We start from the raw sequence: 15,450 nt of genomic DNA on the forward strand, positions 1-15,450 counted from the left end.
GCCAGCCGTTTTATTCCGCTACCGATGAAACTGTCCAGCCACAATATCGAACTGTTCCTGGCCGTCGTCGATGGCGGCTCGTTTTCCAGCGCCGCGCGCGCCCTGCGGCGCTCGCCGTCGGCCGTCAGCATGGCGATCGCCCACCTGGAAGCGGAGCTGGGTATCAGTCTGTTCGATCGCGGTGCGCGCAACGCCGTGCCGACCCCGGCCGCGATGGCGCTATTGCCGCATGCGCGCCTGGTGGCCGAGCAGCTCAAGCAGTTGCACCTGCATGTGCAGCAGCTGGCGCAGGGCCTGGAAAGCCGCATCTCGCTGGGCATCGCGGCCGAACTTGACCGCGCGCCGTTTTTGCGCGCCGTGCAGGCGCTGTCGCAGCGCCATCCCTTGCTCGATATCGAAGTGCTCACCGCGCCGCAGGATGACGTGCTCGACCTGCTGCACCGCGGCCGCATCAGCGCCTGCATGGCCTTCGGTGGCGGTCGCATCAATCACGAGGAACAGTTCCAGCTGGTGGGCAGCGACGCCTTGCTGGCGATTATCTCGACGCGCCATCCGCCCGGCGAGACCGGCAGGGCGGTGTATATCGAGGAACTGGTCAACCTGCGCCAGATCATCGTTGCCAGCCGCGAGCTGGCGCTGGCCGATGCGCGCCCCGTGGTGGGCCTGGCGCACTGGCGCACCGACAGCCTGCCGATGGCCCTGGCGATGGTGGAGGCGGGCCTGGGCTGGGGCAACTTTGCGCAAGCGGCGATCGCCGAGTCGCTCGCTGCCGGCCGGGTGCGCCGCCTGGCCTTCAAGAACACCGGCAACGGCCTGGCCTTGCCGATCCACCTGGTGTGGATGAAGGACCGGCCGCCGGGCATGGCGGCGCGGGCTTTTCTTCAGTTGCTGGCCGAAGCGCCCTGAATCGTACCGGAGTCTTCCGGTGGCTGCTGCGCCGACAGCGGCACGCCGAACAGGCCGTCGAAAATATAGTTGAAGACAAAGCTGTAGCAGGGAATGATCAGCATCAGCGCGAAATCGAGCACGAAGGCCTCCCACAGGCTGATGTTCAACCACCAGGCGATCAGCGGGATCAGGTAGATCACCAGGGTGATCTGGAAGCCGATGGCGTGGACGATGCGGCGCCAGACGGTGCGCGTGCGCGACACCTGCCGGATTTCCCAATATTCGAACGCCGTGTTGTACAGCAGGTTCCAGATCACGGCGATGCTGGTGATCATCAGGGCCAGCGGCCCGGTGCTGGTGGGCGACTCGCCCGACAATAAAGTGAGCCACAGGGTGGAGATGGCCATGCCGATGATTTCAAAGGCGGTGACGTAGACGATCTTGCGTTGTATACCTTGCATATAGTGCCTTCCGTATGAACTGGCAGGCATGATAAGTCAGTCATGCTGATCTTTGAAGTTGATAGCTGTCAGTTTTACTGACGGCTGTTCTGGCTGGCGCGAACAGAGGATAATGATGGCTGGCGGACAAACGGTTCCGCCGCATCACCGCGAAGAAGGCACACATGCAAGGCGCAGCAGACAAGGCAGCAGAGAACAGTTCCGACAGCACGGCCAGCGACGAGATCCTGGCGCGTCCCCGTTTCCGGCCCCGTCCGTGGGAGCATCTGGAAACGCCGTATGACGTGGAAGTGTGGATCGAAGAGCACAACCGCAGCATGCAGGACAATATCGGCGCCCAGGAAACCGGCGTGGGCATCTGCTTCACCCTGGCCGAAGGCGGCGACATCTACATGCAGACCAGCGCCGACGGCGCCGTCGTGCTCGACGTCACGCCTGATGCGGCCTGGATCGCACCCCTGATCAGCGCGGCCACCGGCTGCGAAGCGCCGGACTCGTCATTGTGGGTTCTGCCCGACGATAAATTGATCCAATTGATCGTGGGCTTGTCGAGCCTGGTGGCCAGCACCTTGCTGGTGGTCGGACATGATTTTGGCTTGCGCCGGCGCGGCAGGGGCTTTTAGCGGCTGGTGGCCGTGCCGCTGCCTGGAGGCACTGTTCAGCCGGCAACCCGCAATGGCGCTGGCTCGGGCAGCAGCGCTTCGACGGCCGCCAGGGTCTCTTCGGCACTGACGCTGGCCAGCGTCAGGCCGGGCGCCAGGATCACGCGGTAGTGGCGGCTGGCCGGGTAAAACCAGCGGTAATTATCGGTGCGGATATAGTAGCCGACGATTTTTTTGTCGTAAGCCGAGGCGAGATGGATCACCGAGGTATCGGGCGAGAGCACCAGTTCGCAGCGCCGTATCAGCGCCGCCAGTTGCAGGATATGGCCGGTCGGTGGCGAGCGCATGACGTTGGCATGGCCGGCGCCGTCGACGATTTCGGCCACGCGCGCTTCGCTGCCCGGTGCGGCGATCACCAGCAGGGCGTGGCGCGGATAGCGCGCGGCGAGGACGGCGCAGCAGCGCTGCGCGTCGGCCACGCTGACGGTGCGCTGCGCATTGCTGCCCTGGAAATTGAGGCAGAACAGGCCATCATGCGTGTCCAGCAGGGCGTCGCAGGCCGCGTCGATGGCCGCGGCGTGCGCGTCCACGCCGAACAGTTCGTAGCGCATGTCGATGTCGCGCAGGTTGAATTGCTGGAAGGCGGCGAAAAAACTCTCGAGGATATGGGCGTTGCGGTCGCAAGGCACCGTATGGTCGAACATGCCCAGCTTTGCCGTCGAGGTGCCGTACTTCGGAATCGCAAACCCCGTCAGGTAGCGCGCCCCCAGCCATTTGATGCGCAGCAGCAGCGGAATCGAAAAACGGTTGTAGGGATTGAAGATGACGTCGTAGCGGCGACGGCGCAGCTCCGCGATGGTGGTGCGCAAGTCGCGCAGCAGCGGCTGCTTGTCCCAGACGATGATATCGCTGACGTGGGGATTGTCGGCGATGATGCTGCGGTTGGCGCTGCTGGCGGCCACATCGATCTGCCAGTGCGGGTAGTTTTTTTTCAGTTCGCGCAGCAGCGCGGTGGTGACGATCATGTCGCCGATCTTGTCGTTGCGCAAGATCAACACCTTGCGCACGCTGGCGATATCGAGCGCTTGCTTGTCGGATTTCCCCAGCAGGGCGTAGCTGATCAGGCGAGCGATGGTCTTTATCAACATGAATTCCAGGCAGGGATGACGGGCAGGGCGCGCACTAGCGCATGCCCAGCAGCGCCACCACGCGTTCGCGGCTGATGCCGACCAGGGCCGAACTGATGGCCAGCAGCGATTCATAGCCGGGCTTGCTGGCCTTGTCCGTGAAGCTTTGCGCCACCGTTTCCATGCCGGCCTCGACCGGCTTGGCCTGGGCACTCTCGACCCTGGCGGTGGCCTGTGCCAGCGCCAGGCTGACCGACGCGCGCGACTGCTGAATATGCGCCAGCGCCTGCACCACTTCGTGCAAGGTGGCGCGCAGCGCTTCGGTGTCGCCGGTATCCCATTGTTCCGGAACGATGGCGGCCGGTTCAGGATCGGTCTTGACGCGGTTCATCTGGCCGGTGGGGAAGCGGATGCCGCTGCCACGTACCGCCAGGCTGTCGCGCACATTGGCCCATGATGACTCGGGCGTGCTGAACACGAGCTGGCCTTGCTCGCCCTGGCGCACGCGGATATTCGACGGCATCAGGGCGCGGTCGAAGCGGGCAATGATTTCTTCGTCGGACAGGCCCGGTTCGATATTCACGGAACGCAAGGTCTGGTTCGCGCCGCTCACGGAAAACGACAGCACCTCCTGCGAACCTTCCTGCAGGCTGGCCATGGTCAGGCCGCGGATGGTGAAGCTTTGCTGTGCCGACTGCGGGCTGCTGTAGCCGAGCTGGGCGTCGAGCGAACCGCCCGAGGCGCTGGTGCGGTCGCGCCAGGTGCCGCTGAACTGGCGCACCCGTGCTTCGACCTGGCCATCGCGGCCGGCGCGCGCGGCCAGCTTGGCGGCCAGCTCGCTTTTCAGCGCCTGCAGCTGGCTGCTGCTGCGTTCCAGATAATCGAGGGTTTGCTGGGCGTTCGAGATCTCGCCCTGCAAATGGTGATCCCAGTTGCTCAGTCCGCGCTGCAGCGGCGCCGCCGAGCCTCTCGGCGAAGCGCCGTCGGCGCGCGCGCTGGCGCCGTCAACGCTGCCCGAGGCGCCATCGACGCCGCGCGCCGTGCCGCTGCCTTTGCCGGAGACACCGGAAGAATTGGGGAGCTGGGCGATTTGCATGGGATCAGAGGATGTCGAACAGGGAGAGCGCGCCCACTTTGCCGTAGGCCTTGTAGGTCGCTTCGAGTGCGGTCTGGTAGCCGGTCAGGTCGATGGCCGCCGCGCCGATGTCGGCCTTTTTCAATTCCAGCAGGGCATTATTGTTCGACAGCGACACATTATCCAGGTTGTTGTTCAGGGTCGACAGGATATTCTGCGCACCACCAAAGATGGCAATTTTACCAGACAATAACTCCATGCCCTCGTCGGTGCCGTCGAGCGCGTTCGTGACCGACGCGCGTACCGCCGGGTCGGCCGGATTGAGGCCGGGGGCGCTCAGGGTCTCGATGGTCTGGTCGATCTTGTTGAGCCAGTTTTCCAGGTTCTTCACGTCGACGTTTGCCGCCTGCGTGATGCCATTGCCCACCACCACCGTCTGCGTTTCGGTATTGCCCGCATAGCTGTAGCGTGAACCGACCGCCGCGCTGGCGTCGTAGGCGATCGCCGGCTTGTCGGTGGCGGTACCGGAAAACATGTAGCGGCCTTCCTGGTCCTTCAGGTTGGAGGTGTACAACACGCTGTCGCGCATGGCGCGCAGCGATTCGGTCATCGCCTTCAGGTCCGACGGCGCATTGCTGCCATCGGCGGCCCACACCAGCAGATCGCGCGCCTGGCCGATGTCGGAGACCATGCTGGACAGGTAATTTTCATTTTTCAGCAAGCGCGTCTGCACTGCGGAAATATTATCCTTGTACTGCGTCACCATCGCCTGTTCGCGCGTCAGGCGCGAGATGCGTACATTGCCGATCGGATCGTCCGATGGCAACTGGATGCGCAAGCCCGACGACATCTGCTGCGTCAGGTAATTGATGCGTTCCTGGTTTTGCTGGATCGATACATTGATCAGCGACTGATACTGGTTGCTCGCTACACGCATGACTGCTCCTTAACCCATCATTGCCAAAGTGGCGTCAAACAGCGTATTGGCGACGGAAATGACTTTCATGTTCGCCTGGTACATATTCTGGAATTCCACCAGGTTCATCGCTTCCTCGTCCTTGTTCACGGCGCTCGTCGCGTTCCAGTCGTTGACCGCCTGACCGCGCACCGTATCGGCGGTTTTCAGCAAGGCCTGGTTCTGCTGGCTGGCGATGCCCAGCTTGCCCACCAGTTGCGTATCGGCGTCGCTCATCAGCACCTGGCCCAGCCAGGCCACGGTGACCGGCTGGTTCTTGATATCGATCAGGCTTTGCAGGTTCTTGCTGTCGCCGGCGGCGCCACCGGCGCTGGCCAGCGCCAGGTTGGCCGTCGTCAAATTCTTGTTGATCGACATGACGCCGTCATTATATTCGAACAGATCCGGTCCGCTCGCGCCGGCCATGGTCTGGCCCAGGTTCAGCTGCTTGTTGATCTTGTCGGTCAGGCTCTTGCCCAAGTCGCGCAGCGACTGCTGCAGCGGTCGCAAGGTGTTCTGTTCGAATTCGCCCAGGCCGCCGATCTGCCCGCCGATGGCGACGTTGTCGATCTTGAACGTCGAATTGGCAAATTTCAAGCTGATGCTCTGGTCGCCAACGGCGTTTTCACTACTCTCCAGGGTGGCCGACATATTGCCGATCACCAGCGGCTGGCCGCTTTTCAGGGAAATACTGAGCGAGCCATCCGGCTGGGAACTGACTTCGACGCCCATCTGCGCCGCCAGGCCGTCGACCAGCTGGTCGCGTGCGTCGATCAGCGCCGAGACGTTGGTGCCGGCCGCGTTCGAGGTAGAGATGCGCTGGTTCAGCGAGGCGATGTTTTGCAGCGCGGTATTAGCTTGTGGCATCATCGCCGCACGCTGCTGGTGCAGCGACAGCGTCTGGTTGCGCATGACATTGTCGATGCTGTTGAAATGCTGGGCCATGGCGTCGGCCGAAGTGATGATCTGCTGGCGCAGCGGGGTCGAGGTGGGGTCGACCGCGGCCGCGTTCAAGGCCGTGAAAAAGCCGTCGATGCCGTTGCTGATGCTCGACTTTTCATCGCCCATCACGCGTTCGAGCTGGGTCAGGTAAGGCTGGGCCTGCGAACGGAAACCCTGGTCCGACGCTGCGCGCCACATCTGCTGGCTTTTATAGGCGTCGCTGAAACGCATCAGCGCACCGACCTCCACGCCATTGCCGGCCGAACGCACGCCAGCACCGGAAGACAGCGATGTCAACAGGACGCCCTGGCGGGTATAGCCCGGGGTTTGCAGGTTGGCGATATTCTGGCTCGCCGCACCGAGCGCGGCTTGTGCGGCGATGCTGCCCGACAGGGCATTGCTGATCATGCTCATGGCATTCTTTCGTGAGAGGGGGCGCTAGCGCTACCTCTGTTACAGGCGACGCTTCAGGCAGGCTTATTAAGTCCGCCCGCAACTTTGTCCGATTTGACATCGATTTTCGCGGCAGGGGACGCGGCGGAAGGCAGTAACTGGCGCAAGATCGCGTCGGCGATGCCGAACGCGCGCTGGCCGGCCATCTTGTCGGCCACCAGGTTGTCGGCCAGTTCCAGCATATCGCTGTTGACCGTATCCTTGTAGACGCTGTCTTCGCCGGCCATCTCGCGCGTGCCCGCACGCATCTGGCGCAGCATGTGCGAGATGAAAAAGGCTTCGAACTTGACGGCCGCCTCGGTGGCCTTGGCCGCATAGCGCGGATCGGCCGGCGCCACGGCGCCAGGCGACTTGTCGTCCAGCGCCGAGGGCAGGGCGCCATTGCTGTTGTCGATAGAAAAGCTCATCAGATCACCACCAGTTCGCCTTCGATGGCGCCGGCCTGGTCGAGCGCCTGCAGGATCGCCATGATGTCGTCGGGCGACGCGCCCAGGCTGTTGACGACGTCGATGATGGCCTGCAGCTTGGCGCCGGCAGGCCACTGGAACATATTGCCATTGCCCTGGTCGACCGTCACTTTGGACTGCGGCGTGACGGTGGTCTGGCCGCGGCCGAACGGCGCCGGCTGGCTGACGGCGGAGCTTTCCGAGATCACCACTTTCAGCGCGCCATGGGTGACGGCGGCGGCCTTGACGCGCAAGCCTTCGGCGATCACCACCGTGCCGGTGCGTGAATTGAAGACCACCTTCGGCGTGTCGACGCCGACGTCGACGCTGAGCGCTTCGAGCTTGGCCATGAAGGCCACGCGCTGGGTCGGGTTTTCGGGGGCGATCACTTCCACGCTGGTGGCGTCGCTGGTGGTGGCGACGGCGCCGAAGCGGCGGTTGACGGCTTCGACGATATTGATCGCCGTTTCAAAATGGGGGCGGCGCAAGTTGAGCGTGACGGTCGGGCGGGTGGAAAAGTCGCTGATGATTTCGCGCTCGATATTGGCGCCGTTGGGAATGCGGCCCGAGGTCGGTGTATTGACGGTAACGGACGAGCCGCTTTTTCCTGACGCGCTCAGGCCGCCAACCACCACGTTGCCTTGCGCCAGCGCATAGGTTTCATTGTCGGCCGCGCGCAGCTGCGTCAGCAGCAAGGTGCCGCCGCGCAGGCTTTTCGCGTCGCCCAGCGACGACACCGTGACGTCGATCGCCTGGCCGCGGCGGTAGCCGGGAGGAAATACGGCGCTGACCATCACGGTGGCGACGTTCTTGCTTTTCGATTCGGCGCCGTCGGGCAGCTTGACGCCGAACTGCTTGAGCATGTTGACCACCGACTGGCTGGAAAACTTCACCTGGGTGGTGTCGCCACTGCCGTTCAGGCCGACCACCAGGCCGTAGCCGACCAGCGGATTGTCACGCACGCCTTCGATGCTGACCAGGTTGCGCAGCACTTGCGCCGCCGTGGCGGGCAGCGACATGCCGCAGAAGACAGCCAGCACGGCGGCGGGCAGGACGGAACGCAATTTCATGATGTCACCTTAAAACGGCATCCACGGGCCGACGAAAAAGCGCGTCAGCCAGCCCGGGGTATTGGCTTCGGCCAGGGTGCCCTGGCCGGAATAGGCGATGCGTGCATTGGCGATGCGCAAGGACGACACCTGGTTGTTCGAATCGATGTCGGCCGCGCGCAGATAGCCGCGCAGGCGCACGAATTCCTCGCCCTGGTTCAGCGTCAGGGTCTTTTCGCCCTGCACCCGCAGCAGGCCGTTCGGCAGCACTTCCTGCACGATCACCGTGATCGCGCCCGACAAGGCATTTTGCTGGGTGCTGGTCGAGTCGCCGGCAAAGTTGCGGTCGGCCGACAGGTCGATGCCGGTCTTCGGAAAGGTCTTGCCCAGCAAATTGGCTGCTTTCACGCCAACGGTCGAACCCTTGTTGAACGAGGTGCCGGCCTTCTTGCTGGCCTGGGTGGTTTCCTGCAGCGAGACGGTGACCACGTCGCCGACGCGAAAGGCGCGGCTGTCCGAGGTCAGCGAGATGCCGGCATCGGAGTTGAACACGCCGCCGGCCACGCCGCCGCGTCCGCTGTTGCGCTGGGCCACCAGCGGCTCCTCGGAAAAGGTTGGCGCCACCGGCGCGGCCGGGCCGCTGGCGCAGCCGGCCAGCAGCACGGCCGCCAGCGCCACGATGGCTTGCCTGGTCGCTTGCATCAGCGTGCCGCTTGCGCCAGGTATTGCAGCATATTGTCGGCCGCCGACAGCACCTTGGTATTCATTTCATAGGTGCGCTGGGCAGCGATCATGTCGACCATTTCTTCGACCACCTGCACGTTCGAGCCTTCCAGCGCGAATTGCTTGAGCTTGCCCAGGGCGCCTTCGCCGGGACGGCCTTCGGTCGGCGTGCCGCTCGATGCCGTTTCCTGGAACAGGTTCTCGCCCAGTGCCAGCAGGCCGGTCGGATTGACAAAGCTGGTCAAGGTCAGCTGACCCAGTTCGGTCGCCGCCACATTGCCGGGGACGGTCGCCGAGACCATGCCGTTTTCAGCGATGGTAATCGCGCTGGCGTTGTTCGGCACGGTGATCTGCGGCACCAGCGGCAGGCCCTGGGCGTTGACCATCACGCCGTTGGCGTCGATGCCAAGCTGGCCGGCGCGCGTGTAGGCCGCTTCGCCGTTCGGACGCAGCACCTGCAGGAAGCCGTTGCCGGTAATGGCGACGTCGAATTCGCGGCTGGTCGTTTGCAGGCTGCCGGTGGTAAATACCTTTTGCGTGCCGACCATGTGCGTGCCGTTACCGAGCTGCACGCCCGAAGGCGACAGGGTATTGTCGGCGCGCTGGGTGCCCGGCTGCTGCTCGACCTGGTAGAACAGGTCTTCAAACACCACGCGGTCGCGTTTGAAGCCGACCGTGTTGACGTTGGCCAGGTTGTTGGCGATGGCTTGCAGCTTGGCGTCTTGCGCCTGCACGCCGGTCTTGCTGATCCACATTGCTGGATTCATGGCTTACTCCTTGAGTTGGTTGGCGTGCGCTTACGCGCTGAGCAGGCGGTTACCCGATTCCGTCATGGAATCGCTGGCCTTGAATACTTTCATCTGCATCTCGAAACTGCGGTTCAGGCTCATGGTGGCGACCATTTCCTCGACCGCCGACACATTGCTGCCTTCGATATGGCGGTCGCGGATGCGCACCGCCGGGTCAGCCTGCAGATCTTCGCCGCTGCGCGCGACGATCAGGCCGGCTTCGTTCTTGGTCAGTTCGCCCGTTTCGGCGTTGACCAGCTTGAGCTTGTCGACGGTCTGCATCTGCGCCGCACCCGGCACCTGGATTGAAATGGTGCCGTCCGAACCAATCGACAGGCTGGTGTGCTCGGGCAAGGTGATCGGACCGCCTTCGCCCAGCACAGCCCGCCCGTTCAGCAGCAGCGCGCCGGTTTCATCGAGCTCCATGGCGCCGGCACGGGTGTAGGCCTCGCCGTTTTGCCACTGCACCGCCAGAAAGCCGTTGCCGGTAATCGCCACGTCGAGCTCGCGTCCGGTTTCCTTGATGGTGCCGGTGCGCGTGGAAATCGCGCTCGACTGCGTCTGCGTCATGTGGCGGTCGTCGTAGCCATAGCCGTTTTGCAACGATTGGGCGGTCGACACTTCCAGATTGGCGCGAAAGCCGCTGGTCTCGATATTGGCCAGGTTGTTGGCGTGTACCTGCTGTGCCCGCAGGGCACGGTCGGCGCCGCTCATGGCGGTGTAAATCAGGGCATCCATGCTTGTTTACCTTTGCGTGGCGGTCATTACAGGGCTTGCATCAGCGACTGCAGCATGGCGTTTTCGGTCGACAGCACTTTCGAGTTGGCCTGGTAGTTGCGCTGCGAGGTCATCAGACCCACCAGTTCGGTGGTGATGTCGACGTTCGACTGTTCCAGCGAGCTCGTCGCCAGCTTGCCGGCCATGCCGACGCCAGGACGCTCGTACAGCGGCGCGCCGGAAGCGGTCGAGGCGGTCCAGCTGGTGTTGTCGGCGGCGGTCAGCGCGCCTTCGTCGGCAAAGTTGGCCAGCGCGATGGTGCCGACGTTCTTGGTTTCGCCGTTGGTGTATTTCGCCATGATCGAGCCGTCGGCGGCCAGTTCCACGCCGGTATAGGTGCCGGAAGCATAACCGTCGGATTTATTGGTCGAGGTGGTGTTTTCGCCCGAGGACAGGGTGGTGTCGGAATAATTCAGGTTGAACGCCAGGGTGGCCGCGCCGGAGCCGGTGATCGGGTCGCTCATCTTGACCGGAGCAAATGCGGGTTTCCAGTCGGCCGGTTCGACCGCCAGCACGTTGTTTGGCGTGACGCCGTTGACGGTTGCCAGTCTTCCCTTGGTGTCAAACACGAGCGTACTTATCATTGACTTCGGTGGTGTCGCTGTCGGGTCCATGATGGGCTTGTCGTCGAGCGTGTACTGAACTTGCACCGTGCTGGTGTCGGTTCTCACGAAGTACTGGCTCAGCGTGTGCTTGGTGCCCAGCGAGTCGTACAGCACCGATACCTTGGCGCTGTTATAGGTCTGGATATCGGCCTTGTTGAATTTTGTACCATCCTTGATGCTCCATTCGGCCGACAGGTTGGCGGCATAAGACAGGTTTTCGGTCGCTTGTGCGGCAATCTGGCCGGTCGGGATCTTCATGTCACCCATCGGGCCGAGGGTGGTGCTGCCTTTTTGCGCCGGCGCATAGCCTTGCACCAGCTTGCCGTTCGAGTCGGTCAGGAAGCCGCTGCTGGCGGCGCTGAAAATGCCGACGCGGCTGTAGCTCAGGGTGTTTTGTGCGGAGCGGCTGACGAAGTAGCCGCGGCCGTCGATGGCGGCGTCAAGGGTGCGGCCGGTGTTGAGCACGCCGCCGTTGACGCTCATGCTTTGCGTGGTCGAGCCGATTTCGACACCGGTGGCGCGGTCGCCGGCGTACATCGACGAGAAGTTGGCGCGGCTGCTGCGAAAGCCGTAGGTGCCGGCGTTGGCGATATTGTTACTCGAAGCGGTCAGTTGCTCGTTGATGGCCTGGATGCCGGACAGTGCGATGTCGAAACTCATGGAGGTTCCTTTAGTGAAGGACAGGATTAATTGGGCGAAGGACGTTACAGGCGGTTCAGGAGGTCTTGCCGTTGAAACCAGTAATCGCGCCCGGGCTGACTTCACCGAGGTTGGCGACATTGAGGATCATGCTGCCAGTGGCCGACAGCCGAACACTGCTCAGTTTTCCGGCGATATCGACCGACGGCTTCTCGCCGCTGCTGGTGGTCACCGCCATGGTGTAGGTGCCGGCAGGCATGCCCAGTTTTTGCGGGTCGATGGTGAAGGTGGCGTTGCCGGCCGCCTTGGCGCCCAGTTCGAGCTTGTATTCCTTGTCGAACTCGTCTTTCAGGGTCAGCGTCGTCTTGCTGCTGTTCGACGACAGGGCGATGCTGCCGCTGACCTTGCCGCTATCGAGCTGCACCGTGCTGGTGTTGACCATCACTTCCGAGCCTACCTGCGCGCCGAGCGCCAGTACCTGCATGCTTTGCAGCACGCTGGCGTTGGCGCTGGTCAAGGTCGACAGGTTCTGCATCGCTTCGGTCTGCGCCTGCTGCGTCAGCTGGTTGACGAACTGGCTGGGGTCGGTAGGCGCCAGCGGGTCCTGGTTGCGGATCTGCGCCACCAGCAGTTTGGTGAACATGTCTTGCGTGGCATTGTTTTGCGACGCGACAGCCTTGCCGGTGTTGTTGGCGCTACCGGTGCCGCCAGTAAAAAGGGATGTTTCCATGATTTACATTTCGCCTAATTTGAGGAGCGACTGCTGCATCGACTTGATACGGCCCAGAACTTCCACATTGGTTTCAAAAGCGCGCGACGCCGACATCATGTCGGTCATCTCGGCCACCTGGTTGACGTTGGGATAAAACACCATGCCATCGGCATCGGCCATCGGGTGGCCGGGTTCGTACACTTTGCGCAGCGGCTCGTCGCTCTGCACCACGTCGAGTACCTGCACCCGTCCGCCAGCATCCGAGGCACCGTTGCCGTCCATTACGGCCGCGAACACGGGCTTGCGGGCGCGGTAGGTCTCGGCTTCGGAACCGGCCACCGATTCGGCATTGGCCAGGTTGCTGGCGATGGTATTGAGGCGCACGGTCTGCGCCGCCATCGCCGAGCCGGCGATCTTGGAAATATCCTGGAAGCTCATGCTGCTTATCCTTGTCCGGAAATGGCCTTGGCCAGTCCCTTGAGTTTCATGTTGACGAAACTGAGGCTGGCCTGGAAGTCGCTGGCGTTCTGCGAGAACGCCGCCTGCTCCACGCCGATCTCGACGGTATTGCCGTCGCGGCTGGGCTGGTATGGCACGCGATACAGGGAGGCGGCATCGTCGTCGGTCGACAGCATGCCCGCTTCATTGTCCTGCAACTGCTGCAGCGCGCTGCCGAAATCCATGTCCTTGGCCTCGAAGCCTGGCGTATTTTCGTTGGCGATATTGGCCGCCAGTACGCGCGTGCGGTCTGCGCGCAGGGCCAGCGCGTCGGCATGCACACCGAGTGCGTCCTTGAAATTAATCCCCATGGTCATCCTTTGTGTTGAATTCGGTCATACTGGTGGCGTGCGGGCTGGCGTGTGGATACAGGAGTAAAATGCCTGCCTGGTCTTGTTGACGCATGGTAAGGTCATGCTGTTTCAATGTTTTTGATCAGGATTCGTCAATAAGGTTAGCAATGATTGATTTCACCGGTTATGCCGCTGCATCCATCCAGGCAGGTGCCCGTCGCACGCTGTTTCCCGGCCTGTTTTTACTGACCAGCCTCTATAGTAGTGCAGGATGCGCTGAATTGCCAGCCGACAATATATTTTCCAGGGTCGAACAACTTGCCCGCGAGCAGCTGGCACAGCAGGCTGCCTCTGCGGGACTGCTGGAACCGCTGTTCGAGGTCGCTGTTGTAAAAACCACACGTGTCATCCCCGCTTGCCCGGTTCGGGTGATGATCGAGGCGCAGGACAGCCGCTCGCCGCAGCGCATGCGCTTTGTCGCCGCCTGTCCCGGCGCCGGCGGCTGGCGCCAGGAAATGCTGGTGCGCGCCAGTATCACGGCCAAGGTCGCTGTCACCAGAGGAACGGTGACGGCCAATACCCCGCTTGAACCGAGTGACGTGGAACTGGCGCGGCGCGACGTCACGATGGTGGCCGACAGCATCGCCACGCTCGATGCGGTGGCGGGCCTGTCGAGCCGGCGCAGCCTGCGCGCCGGCGAAGTGTTGCGACAAGGGCAACTGGCGTCGCCGATGCTGGTCAGGCGCGGCGCGCCCGTCAATATTGTGGCGCGCAAGGAACAGGTCAGCGTCAGCATGGATGGCGTGGCGATGGATCCTGGCGCGCAAGGCGAGGTGATCCGCGTGCGCAATGCCTCCAGCGGCACGGTGATCCGTGCGCGCGTGGTCGAGGCAGGGGTGGTCGAGCCTGCCAACTGAGCCGCAGATGGCTATTCCGCAGCGGCCGCTGCGCTGCGCTGCAGCCGCGTCGCCAGCTGACCCAGCTTGGCTGCATAGTTGGGATCGGTGGCGTAGCCGCCACGCGCCAGTCCTTGCGCAAACGCATGCGCATCGCTGCCCGCGTTCAGTGCGGCGCGGTAGCGGGGATTGTCGAGCAGCACTTGTGCATAATCGCGGAAGGCGCTGGCCTGGTCCGGATAGCTGCGGAAACGTTCGGTTTTTTTCAGCGCCGTGCCGTTGTCACCCACATATTCCGTGGTCAATGCCTGGGCCACGTCGCCTTGCCATTTGCCGCCGGCCTTGATGCCGAACAGATTATTGGTGTCGGTCGCGCCCTGGCGCAGCGGACGCTGGCCCCAGCCCGATTCGAGTGCCGCGTGCGCGGCGACAAGTTCCGGCGCCACGCCCAGGCGTGCGCCCGCTTCCTCGGTCCATGGCTTGATCGAGGACAAAAACTGCTGCTGTACTTCGCCCAGTTCGCCGCCCTGGCTGATCGCGCCCAGCACATTGGACGCTGGGCCATTGGCCGACCAGGCGCTGCCTGCATAGCCCTGCATGCTGGCGTTGCCGCCACCTTGCTCGATAAAACGTGCCACTTCTCCCTGCACCTGCTGGAACACGCTGCCGAAGCTGGCGGTGGAAGCCGTGCCGGCGGTGGCGCGCACATTGCTCTCGATGGCGGCGGTAGCGCTGGTCGGCACAGTGGCCGCCGTGGCGCGGATGTTGCTGGCAAAAAAATCAGCCTGGCGCATAGATATGTTCCTCGCCATGCAGCACGCGCTGCATGGTCGTGTATTGTTCGGTTAACAGCTGGCTGTTGCGCGTATTGAGGCGCTTGCATTCGACGACCATCTGCTCCAGTTCCTCCCAGTCGGCGATGGCTCTGGCTTGCGCGTCAGCTTGAAGCAGGGCAAACAGCTGGGCCATCGCCGGCTTGGGACCGAGCAGGGCGGTTGCCAGGCTCATGCGTTGACGGCGGCGGCCATCGAGCAGATCGGCGGCGGCGACCACCTGTTCCGCCAGCACCTTCAATTGCCCGGTCTGGTGGCGCAGGGTGGCCTGGAATTGTTTTTCAAGCAATTCCAGCATTTCGCCATAGGCCTGGCGGTCATCACCGATGCCCTGCAGCACCCGTTGCACGGCTTCCTGGCGCGTCATGCCCTTGCGTGGCGCGCTCATGCGTCGCTGCCGTGGAAGCGCTGGATCAGTCCGGCAATTTTCGACGGATCGAACGGCAGTTCGCCCTTGGCCAGCGCATCGCGCAACATGGCTACCCGCTCGTGATCGATATCGGGCATGGCGCGCAGCGCGGTGAGGGCCGGTTGCAGCACGGCCGATTGCAGTTCGGCGCCGGCGGACGAGCCGCCGGCAGCGGCAGCGGCGCCGGCGTTTTCGGCGATCGCTTCGGCCGGCGCCACGGCCGCGCTGCGCGCGGCGGCGCCGGTATTGCCGGGAGCGATTTTCATGCGTTGTCCCTTG

Annotated in this window: 20 protein-coding genes; 3 read left to right on the forward strand and 17 right to left on the reverse strand. The window is 63.2% G+C overall.

Annotated elements, in window-relative coordinates; translation table 11 throughout:
- Window positions 1-24 precede the first annotated feature (24 nt).
- The gene (locus tag ASR47_RS04000; protein ID WP_065306469.1) at window positions 25-906 is read left to right on the forward strand and encodes a LysR family transcriptional regulator; all 882 of its coding nucleotides are present in this window, start codon (window positions 25-27) and stop codon (window positions 904-906) included.
- Here the strand turns inward: ASR47_RS04000 and ASR47_RS04005 are convergent.
- Entirely contained in the window at window positions 882-1,349 is a 468-nt protein-coding gene (locus ASR47_RS04005; protein WP_065306470.1) for a PACE efflux transporter, read from the reverse strand. The genes ASR47_RS04000 and ASR47_RS04005 overlap by 25 nt on opposite strands.
- A 164-nt stretch (window positions 1,350-1,513) precedes the next feature.
- On the opposite strand from ASR47_RS04005, the gene ASR47_RS04010 reads away from it, so the two are divergent.
- Window positions 1,514-1,972: a hypothetical protein gene (locus tag ASR47_RS04010; RefSeq protein ID WP_065306471.1), complete on the forward strand. Its 459-nt coding sequence runs from the start codon at window positions 1,514-1,516 to the stop codon at window positions 1,970-1,972.
- A 35-nt stretch (window positions 1,973-2,007) separates the two neighbouring features.
- Here ASR47_RS04010 and ASR47_RS04015 read toward each other — a convergent pair whose 3' ends face one another.
- The 13 genes from ASR47_RS04015 to flgB are packed head-to-tail and all read right to left on the reverse strand — an operon-like array spanning window position 2,008 to window position 13,051.
- On the reverse strand, window positions 2,008-3,099 hold the full coding sequence (locus ASR47_RS04015; protein WP_065306472.1) for a glycosyltransferase family 9 protein: 1,092 nt from the start codon (window positions 3,097-3,099) through the stop codon (window positions 2,008-2,010).
- A 34-nt stretch (window positions 3,100-3,133) separates the two neighbouring features.
- A complete protein-coding gene (locus tag ASR47_RS04020; RefSeq protein WP_065306473.1) occupies window positions 3,134-4,174 on the reverse strand; it encodes a hypothetical protein in 1,041 nt (346 codons plus the stop codon).
- Between the two features lie 4 nt (window positions 4,175-4,178).
- A complete protein-coding gene (flgL, locus tag ASR47_RS04025) occupies window positions 4,179-5,090 on the reverse strand; it encodes a flagellar hook-associated protein FlgL (RefSeq protein WP_065306474.1) in 912 nt (303 codons plus the stop codon).
- 9 nt (window positions 5,091-5,099) lie between these two features.
- Entirely contained in the window at window positions 5,100-6,464 is a 1,365-nt protein-coding gene (flgK, locus tag ASR47_RS04030; protein ID WP_065306475.1) for a flagellar hook-associated protein FlgK, read from the reverse strand.
- A 53-nt stretch (window positions 6,465-6,517) separates the two neighbouring features.
- Window positions 6,518-6,910, reverse strand: coding sequence for a flagellar biosynthesis protein FlgJ (locus ASR47_RS04035; protein ID WP_065306476.1), 393 nt, complete (start codon window positions 6,908-6,910; stop codon window positions 6,518-6,520).
- On the reverse strand, window positions 6,910-8,019 hold the full coding sequence (locus ASR47_RS04040; RefSeq protein WP_065306477.1) for a flagellar basal body P-ring protein FlgI: 1,110 nt from the start codon (window positions 8,017-8,019) through the stop codon (window positions 6,910-6,912). The genes ASR47_RS04035 and ASR47_RS04040 overlap by 1 nt, the downstream gene beginning before the upstream one ends.
- A gap of 9 nt (window positions 8,020-8,028) precedes the next feature.
- Window positions 8,029-8,700, reverse strand: coding sequence for a flagellar basal body L-ring protein FlgH (gene flgH / locus ASR47_RS04045; RefSeq protein ID WP_065306478.1), 672 nt, complete (start codon window positions 8,698-8,700; stop codon window positions 8,029-8,031).
- Complete coding sequence (gene flgG / locus ASR47_RS04050; protein WP_171898886.1) at window positions 8,700-9,488, reverse strand: flagellar basal-body rod protein FlgG; 789 nt, start codon at window positions 9,486-9,488, stop codon at window positions 8,700-8,702. Before flgG ends, flgH begins: the two co-directional genes overlap by 1 nt.
- Before the next feature lie 30 nt (window positions 9,489-9,518).
- A complete protein-coding gene (gene flgF / locus ASR47_RS04055; RefSeq protein WP_065306480.1) occupies window positions 9,519-10,247 on the reverse strand; it encodes a flagellar basal-body rod protein FlgF in 729 nt (242 codons plus the stop codon).
- Window positions 10,248-10,273: 26 nt separating this feature from the next.
- Entirely contained in the window at window positions 10,274-11,551 is a 1,278-nt protein-coding gene (locus ASR47_RS04060; RefSeq protein WP_065306481.1) for a flagellar hook protein FlgE, read from the reverse strand.
- A 55-nt stretch (window positions 11,552-11,606) separates the two neighbouring features.
- Complete coding sequence (locus ASR47_RS04065) at window positions 11,607-12,260, reverse strand: flagellar hook capping FlgD N-terminal domain-containing protein (RefSeq protein WP_065306482.1); 654 nt, start codon at window positions 12,258-12,260, stop codon at window positions 11,607-11,609.
- Window positions 12,261-12,263: 3 nt separating this feature from the next.
- Window positions 12,264-12,680: a flagellar basal body rod protein FlgC gene (flgC, locus tag ASR47_RS04070; protein ID WP_065306483.1), complete on the reverse strand. Its 417-nt coding sequence runs from the start codon at window positions 12,678-12,680 to the stop codon at window positions 12,264-12,266.
- A 5-nt stretch (window positions 12,681-12,685) separates the two neighbouring features.
- Window positions 12,686-13,051 carry a flagellar basal body rod protein FlgB gene (flgB, locus tag ASR47_RS04075; RefSeq protein WP_065306529.1) on the reverse strand — a complete coding sequence of 122 codons (366 nt, stop codon included), beginning with the start codon at window positions 13,049-13,051 and terminating at the stop codon, window positions 12,686-12,688.
- Between the two features lie 263 nt (window positions 13,052-13,314).
- On the opposite strand from flgB, the gene flgA reads away from it, so the two are divergent.
- Window positions 13,315-13,950, forward strand: a complete 636-nt coding sequence (gene flgA, locus ASR47_RS04080; protein WP_065306484.1) for a flagellar basal body P-ring formation chaperone FlgA — start codon at window positions 13,315-13,317, stop codon at window positions 13,948-13,950.
- Window positions 13,951-13,961: 11 nt separating this feature from the next.
- Here the strand turns inward: flgA and ASR47_RS04085 are convergent, their stop codons facing one another.
- Genes ASR47_RS04085 through flgM form a run of 3 tightly spaced genes read right to left on the reverse strand, consistent with a single transcriptional unit; the run spans window position 13,962 to window position 15,437 of the window.
- Complete coding sequence (locus ASR47_RS04085) at window positions 13,962-14,723, reverse strand: glycoside hydrolase family 73 protein (protein ID WP_065306485.1); 762 nt, start codon at window positions 14,721-14,723, stop codon at window positions 13,962-13,964.
- Window positions 14,710-15,150 carry a flagellar export chaperone FlgN gene (gene flgN, locus ASR47_RS04090; protein ID WP_065306486.1) on the reverse strand — a complete coding sequence of 147 codons (441 nt, stop codon included), beginning with the start codon at window positions 15,148-15,150 and terminating at the stop codon, window positions 14,710-14,712. Before flgN ends, ASR47_RS04085 begins: the two co-directional genes overlap by 14 nt.
- Complete coding sequence (gene flgM / locus ASR47_RS04095) at window positions 15,147-15,437, reverse strand: flagellar biosynthesis anti-sigma factor FlgM (RefSeq protein ID WP_065306487.1); 291 nt, start codon at window positions 15,435-15,437, stop codon at window positions 15,147-15,149. Before flgM ends, flgN begins: the two co-directional genes overlap by 4 nt.
- Between the last annotated feature and the right edge of the window lie 13 nt (window positions 15,438-15,450).

The sequence above is a fragment of the Janthinobacterium psychrotolerans genome, from assembly GCF_001677885.1.
Classification (GTDB): domain Bacteria; phylum Pseudomonadota; class Gammaproteobacteria; order Burkholderiales; family Burkholderiaceae_D; genus Janthinobacterium; species Janthinobacterium psychrotolerans.

What these genes read in the sequence shown, in the direction of transcription:
- ASR47_RS04035 (WP_065306476.1), bottom strand. Translation starts at nt 6,910, where the DNA reads ATGAGCTTTTCTATCGACAACAGCAATGGCGCCCTGCCCTCGGCGCTG.
- ASR47_RS04065 (WP_065306482.1), bottom strand. Translation starts at nt 12,260, where the DNA reads ATGGAAACATCCCTTTTTACTGGCGGCACCGGTAGCGCCAACAACACC.
- ASR47_RS04005 (WP_065306470.1), bottom strand. Translation starts at nt 1,349, where the DNA reads ATGCAAGGTATACAACGCAAGATCGTCTACGTCACCGCCTTTGAAATC.
- flgN (WP_065306486.1), bottom strand. Translation starts at nt 15,150, where the DNA reads ATGAGCGCGCCACGCAAGGGCATGACGCGCCAGGAAGCCGTGCAACGG.
- flgG (WP_171898886.1), bottom strand. Translation starts at nt 9,488, where the DNA reads ATGAATCCAGCAATGTGGATCAGCAAGACCGGCGTGCAGGCGCAAGAC.
- flgM (WP_065306487.1), bottom strand. Translation starts at nt 15,437, where the DNA reads ATGAAAATCGCTCCCGGCAATACCGGCGCCGCCGCGCGCAGCGCGGCC.
- flgH (WP_065306478.1), bottom strand. Translation starts at nt 8,700, where the DNA reads ATGCAAGCGACCAGGCAAGCCATCGTGGCGCTGGCGGCCGTGCTGCTG.
- flgK (WP_065306475.1), bottom strand. Translation starts at nt 6,464, where the DNA reads ATGAGCATGATCAGCAATGCCCTGTCGGGCAGCATCGCCGCACAAGCC.
- ASR47_RS04015 (WP_065306472.1), bottom strand. Translation starts at nt 3,099, where the DNA reads ATGTTGATAAAGACCATCGCTCGCCTGATCAGCTACGCCCTGCTGGGG.
- ASR47_RS04020 (WP_065306473.1), bottom strand. Translation starts at nt 4,174, where the DNA reads ATGCAAATCGCCCAGCTCCCCAATTCTTCCGGTGTCTCCGGCAAAGGC.
- ASR47_RS04040 (WP_065306477.1), bottom strand. Translation starts at nt 8,019, where the DNA reads ATGAAATTGCGTTCCGTCCTGCCCGCCGCCGTGCTGGCTGTCTTCTGC.
- ASR47_RS04000 (WP_065306469.1), top strand. Translation starts at nt 25, where the DNA reads ATGAAACTGTCCAGCCACAATATCGAACTGTTCCTGGCCGTCGTCGAT.
- flgF (WP_065306480.1), bottom strand. Translation starts at nt 10,247, where the DNA reads ATGGATGCCCTGATTTACACCGCCATGAGCGGCGCCGACCGTGCCCTG.
- flgC (WP_065306483.1), bottom strand. Translation starts at nt 12,680, where the DNA reads ATGAGCTTCCAGGATATTTCCAAGATCGCCGGCTCGGCGATGGCGGCG.
- flgB (WP_065306529.1), bottom strand. Translation starts at nt 13,051, where the DNA reads ATGGGGATTAATTTCAAGGACGCACTCGGTGTGCATGCCGACGCGCTG.
- ASR47_RS04060 (WP_065306481.1), bottom strand. Translation starts at nt 11,551, where the DNA reads ATGAGTTTCGACATCGCACTGTCCGGCATCCAGGCCATCAACGAGCAA.
- flgL (WP_065306474.1), bottom strand. Translation starts at nt 5,090, where the DNA reads ATGCGTGTAGCGAGCAACCAGTATCAGTCGCTGATCAATGTATCGATC.
- ASR47_RS04085 (WP_065306485.1), bottom strand. Translation starts at nt 14,723, where the DNA reads ATGCGCCAGGCTGATTTTTTTGCCAGCAACATCCGCGCCACGGCGGCC.
- ASR47_RS04010 (WP_065306471.1), top strand. Translation starts at nt 1,514, where the DNA reads ATGCAAGGCGCAGCAGACAAGGCAGCAGAGAACAGTTCCGACAGCACG.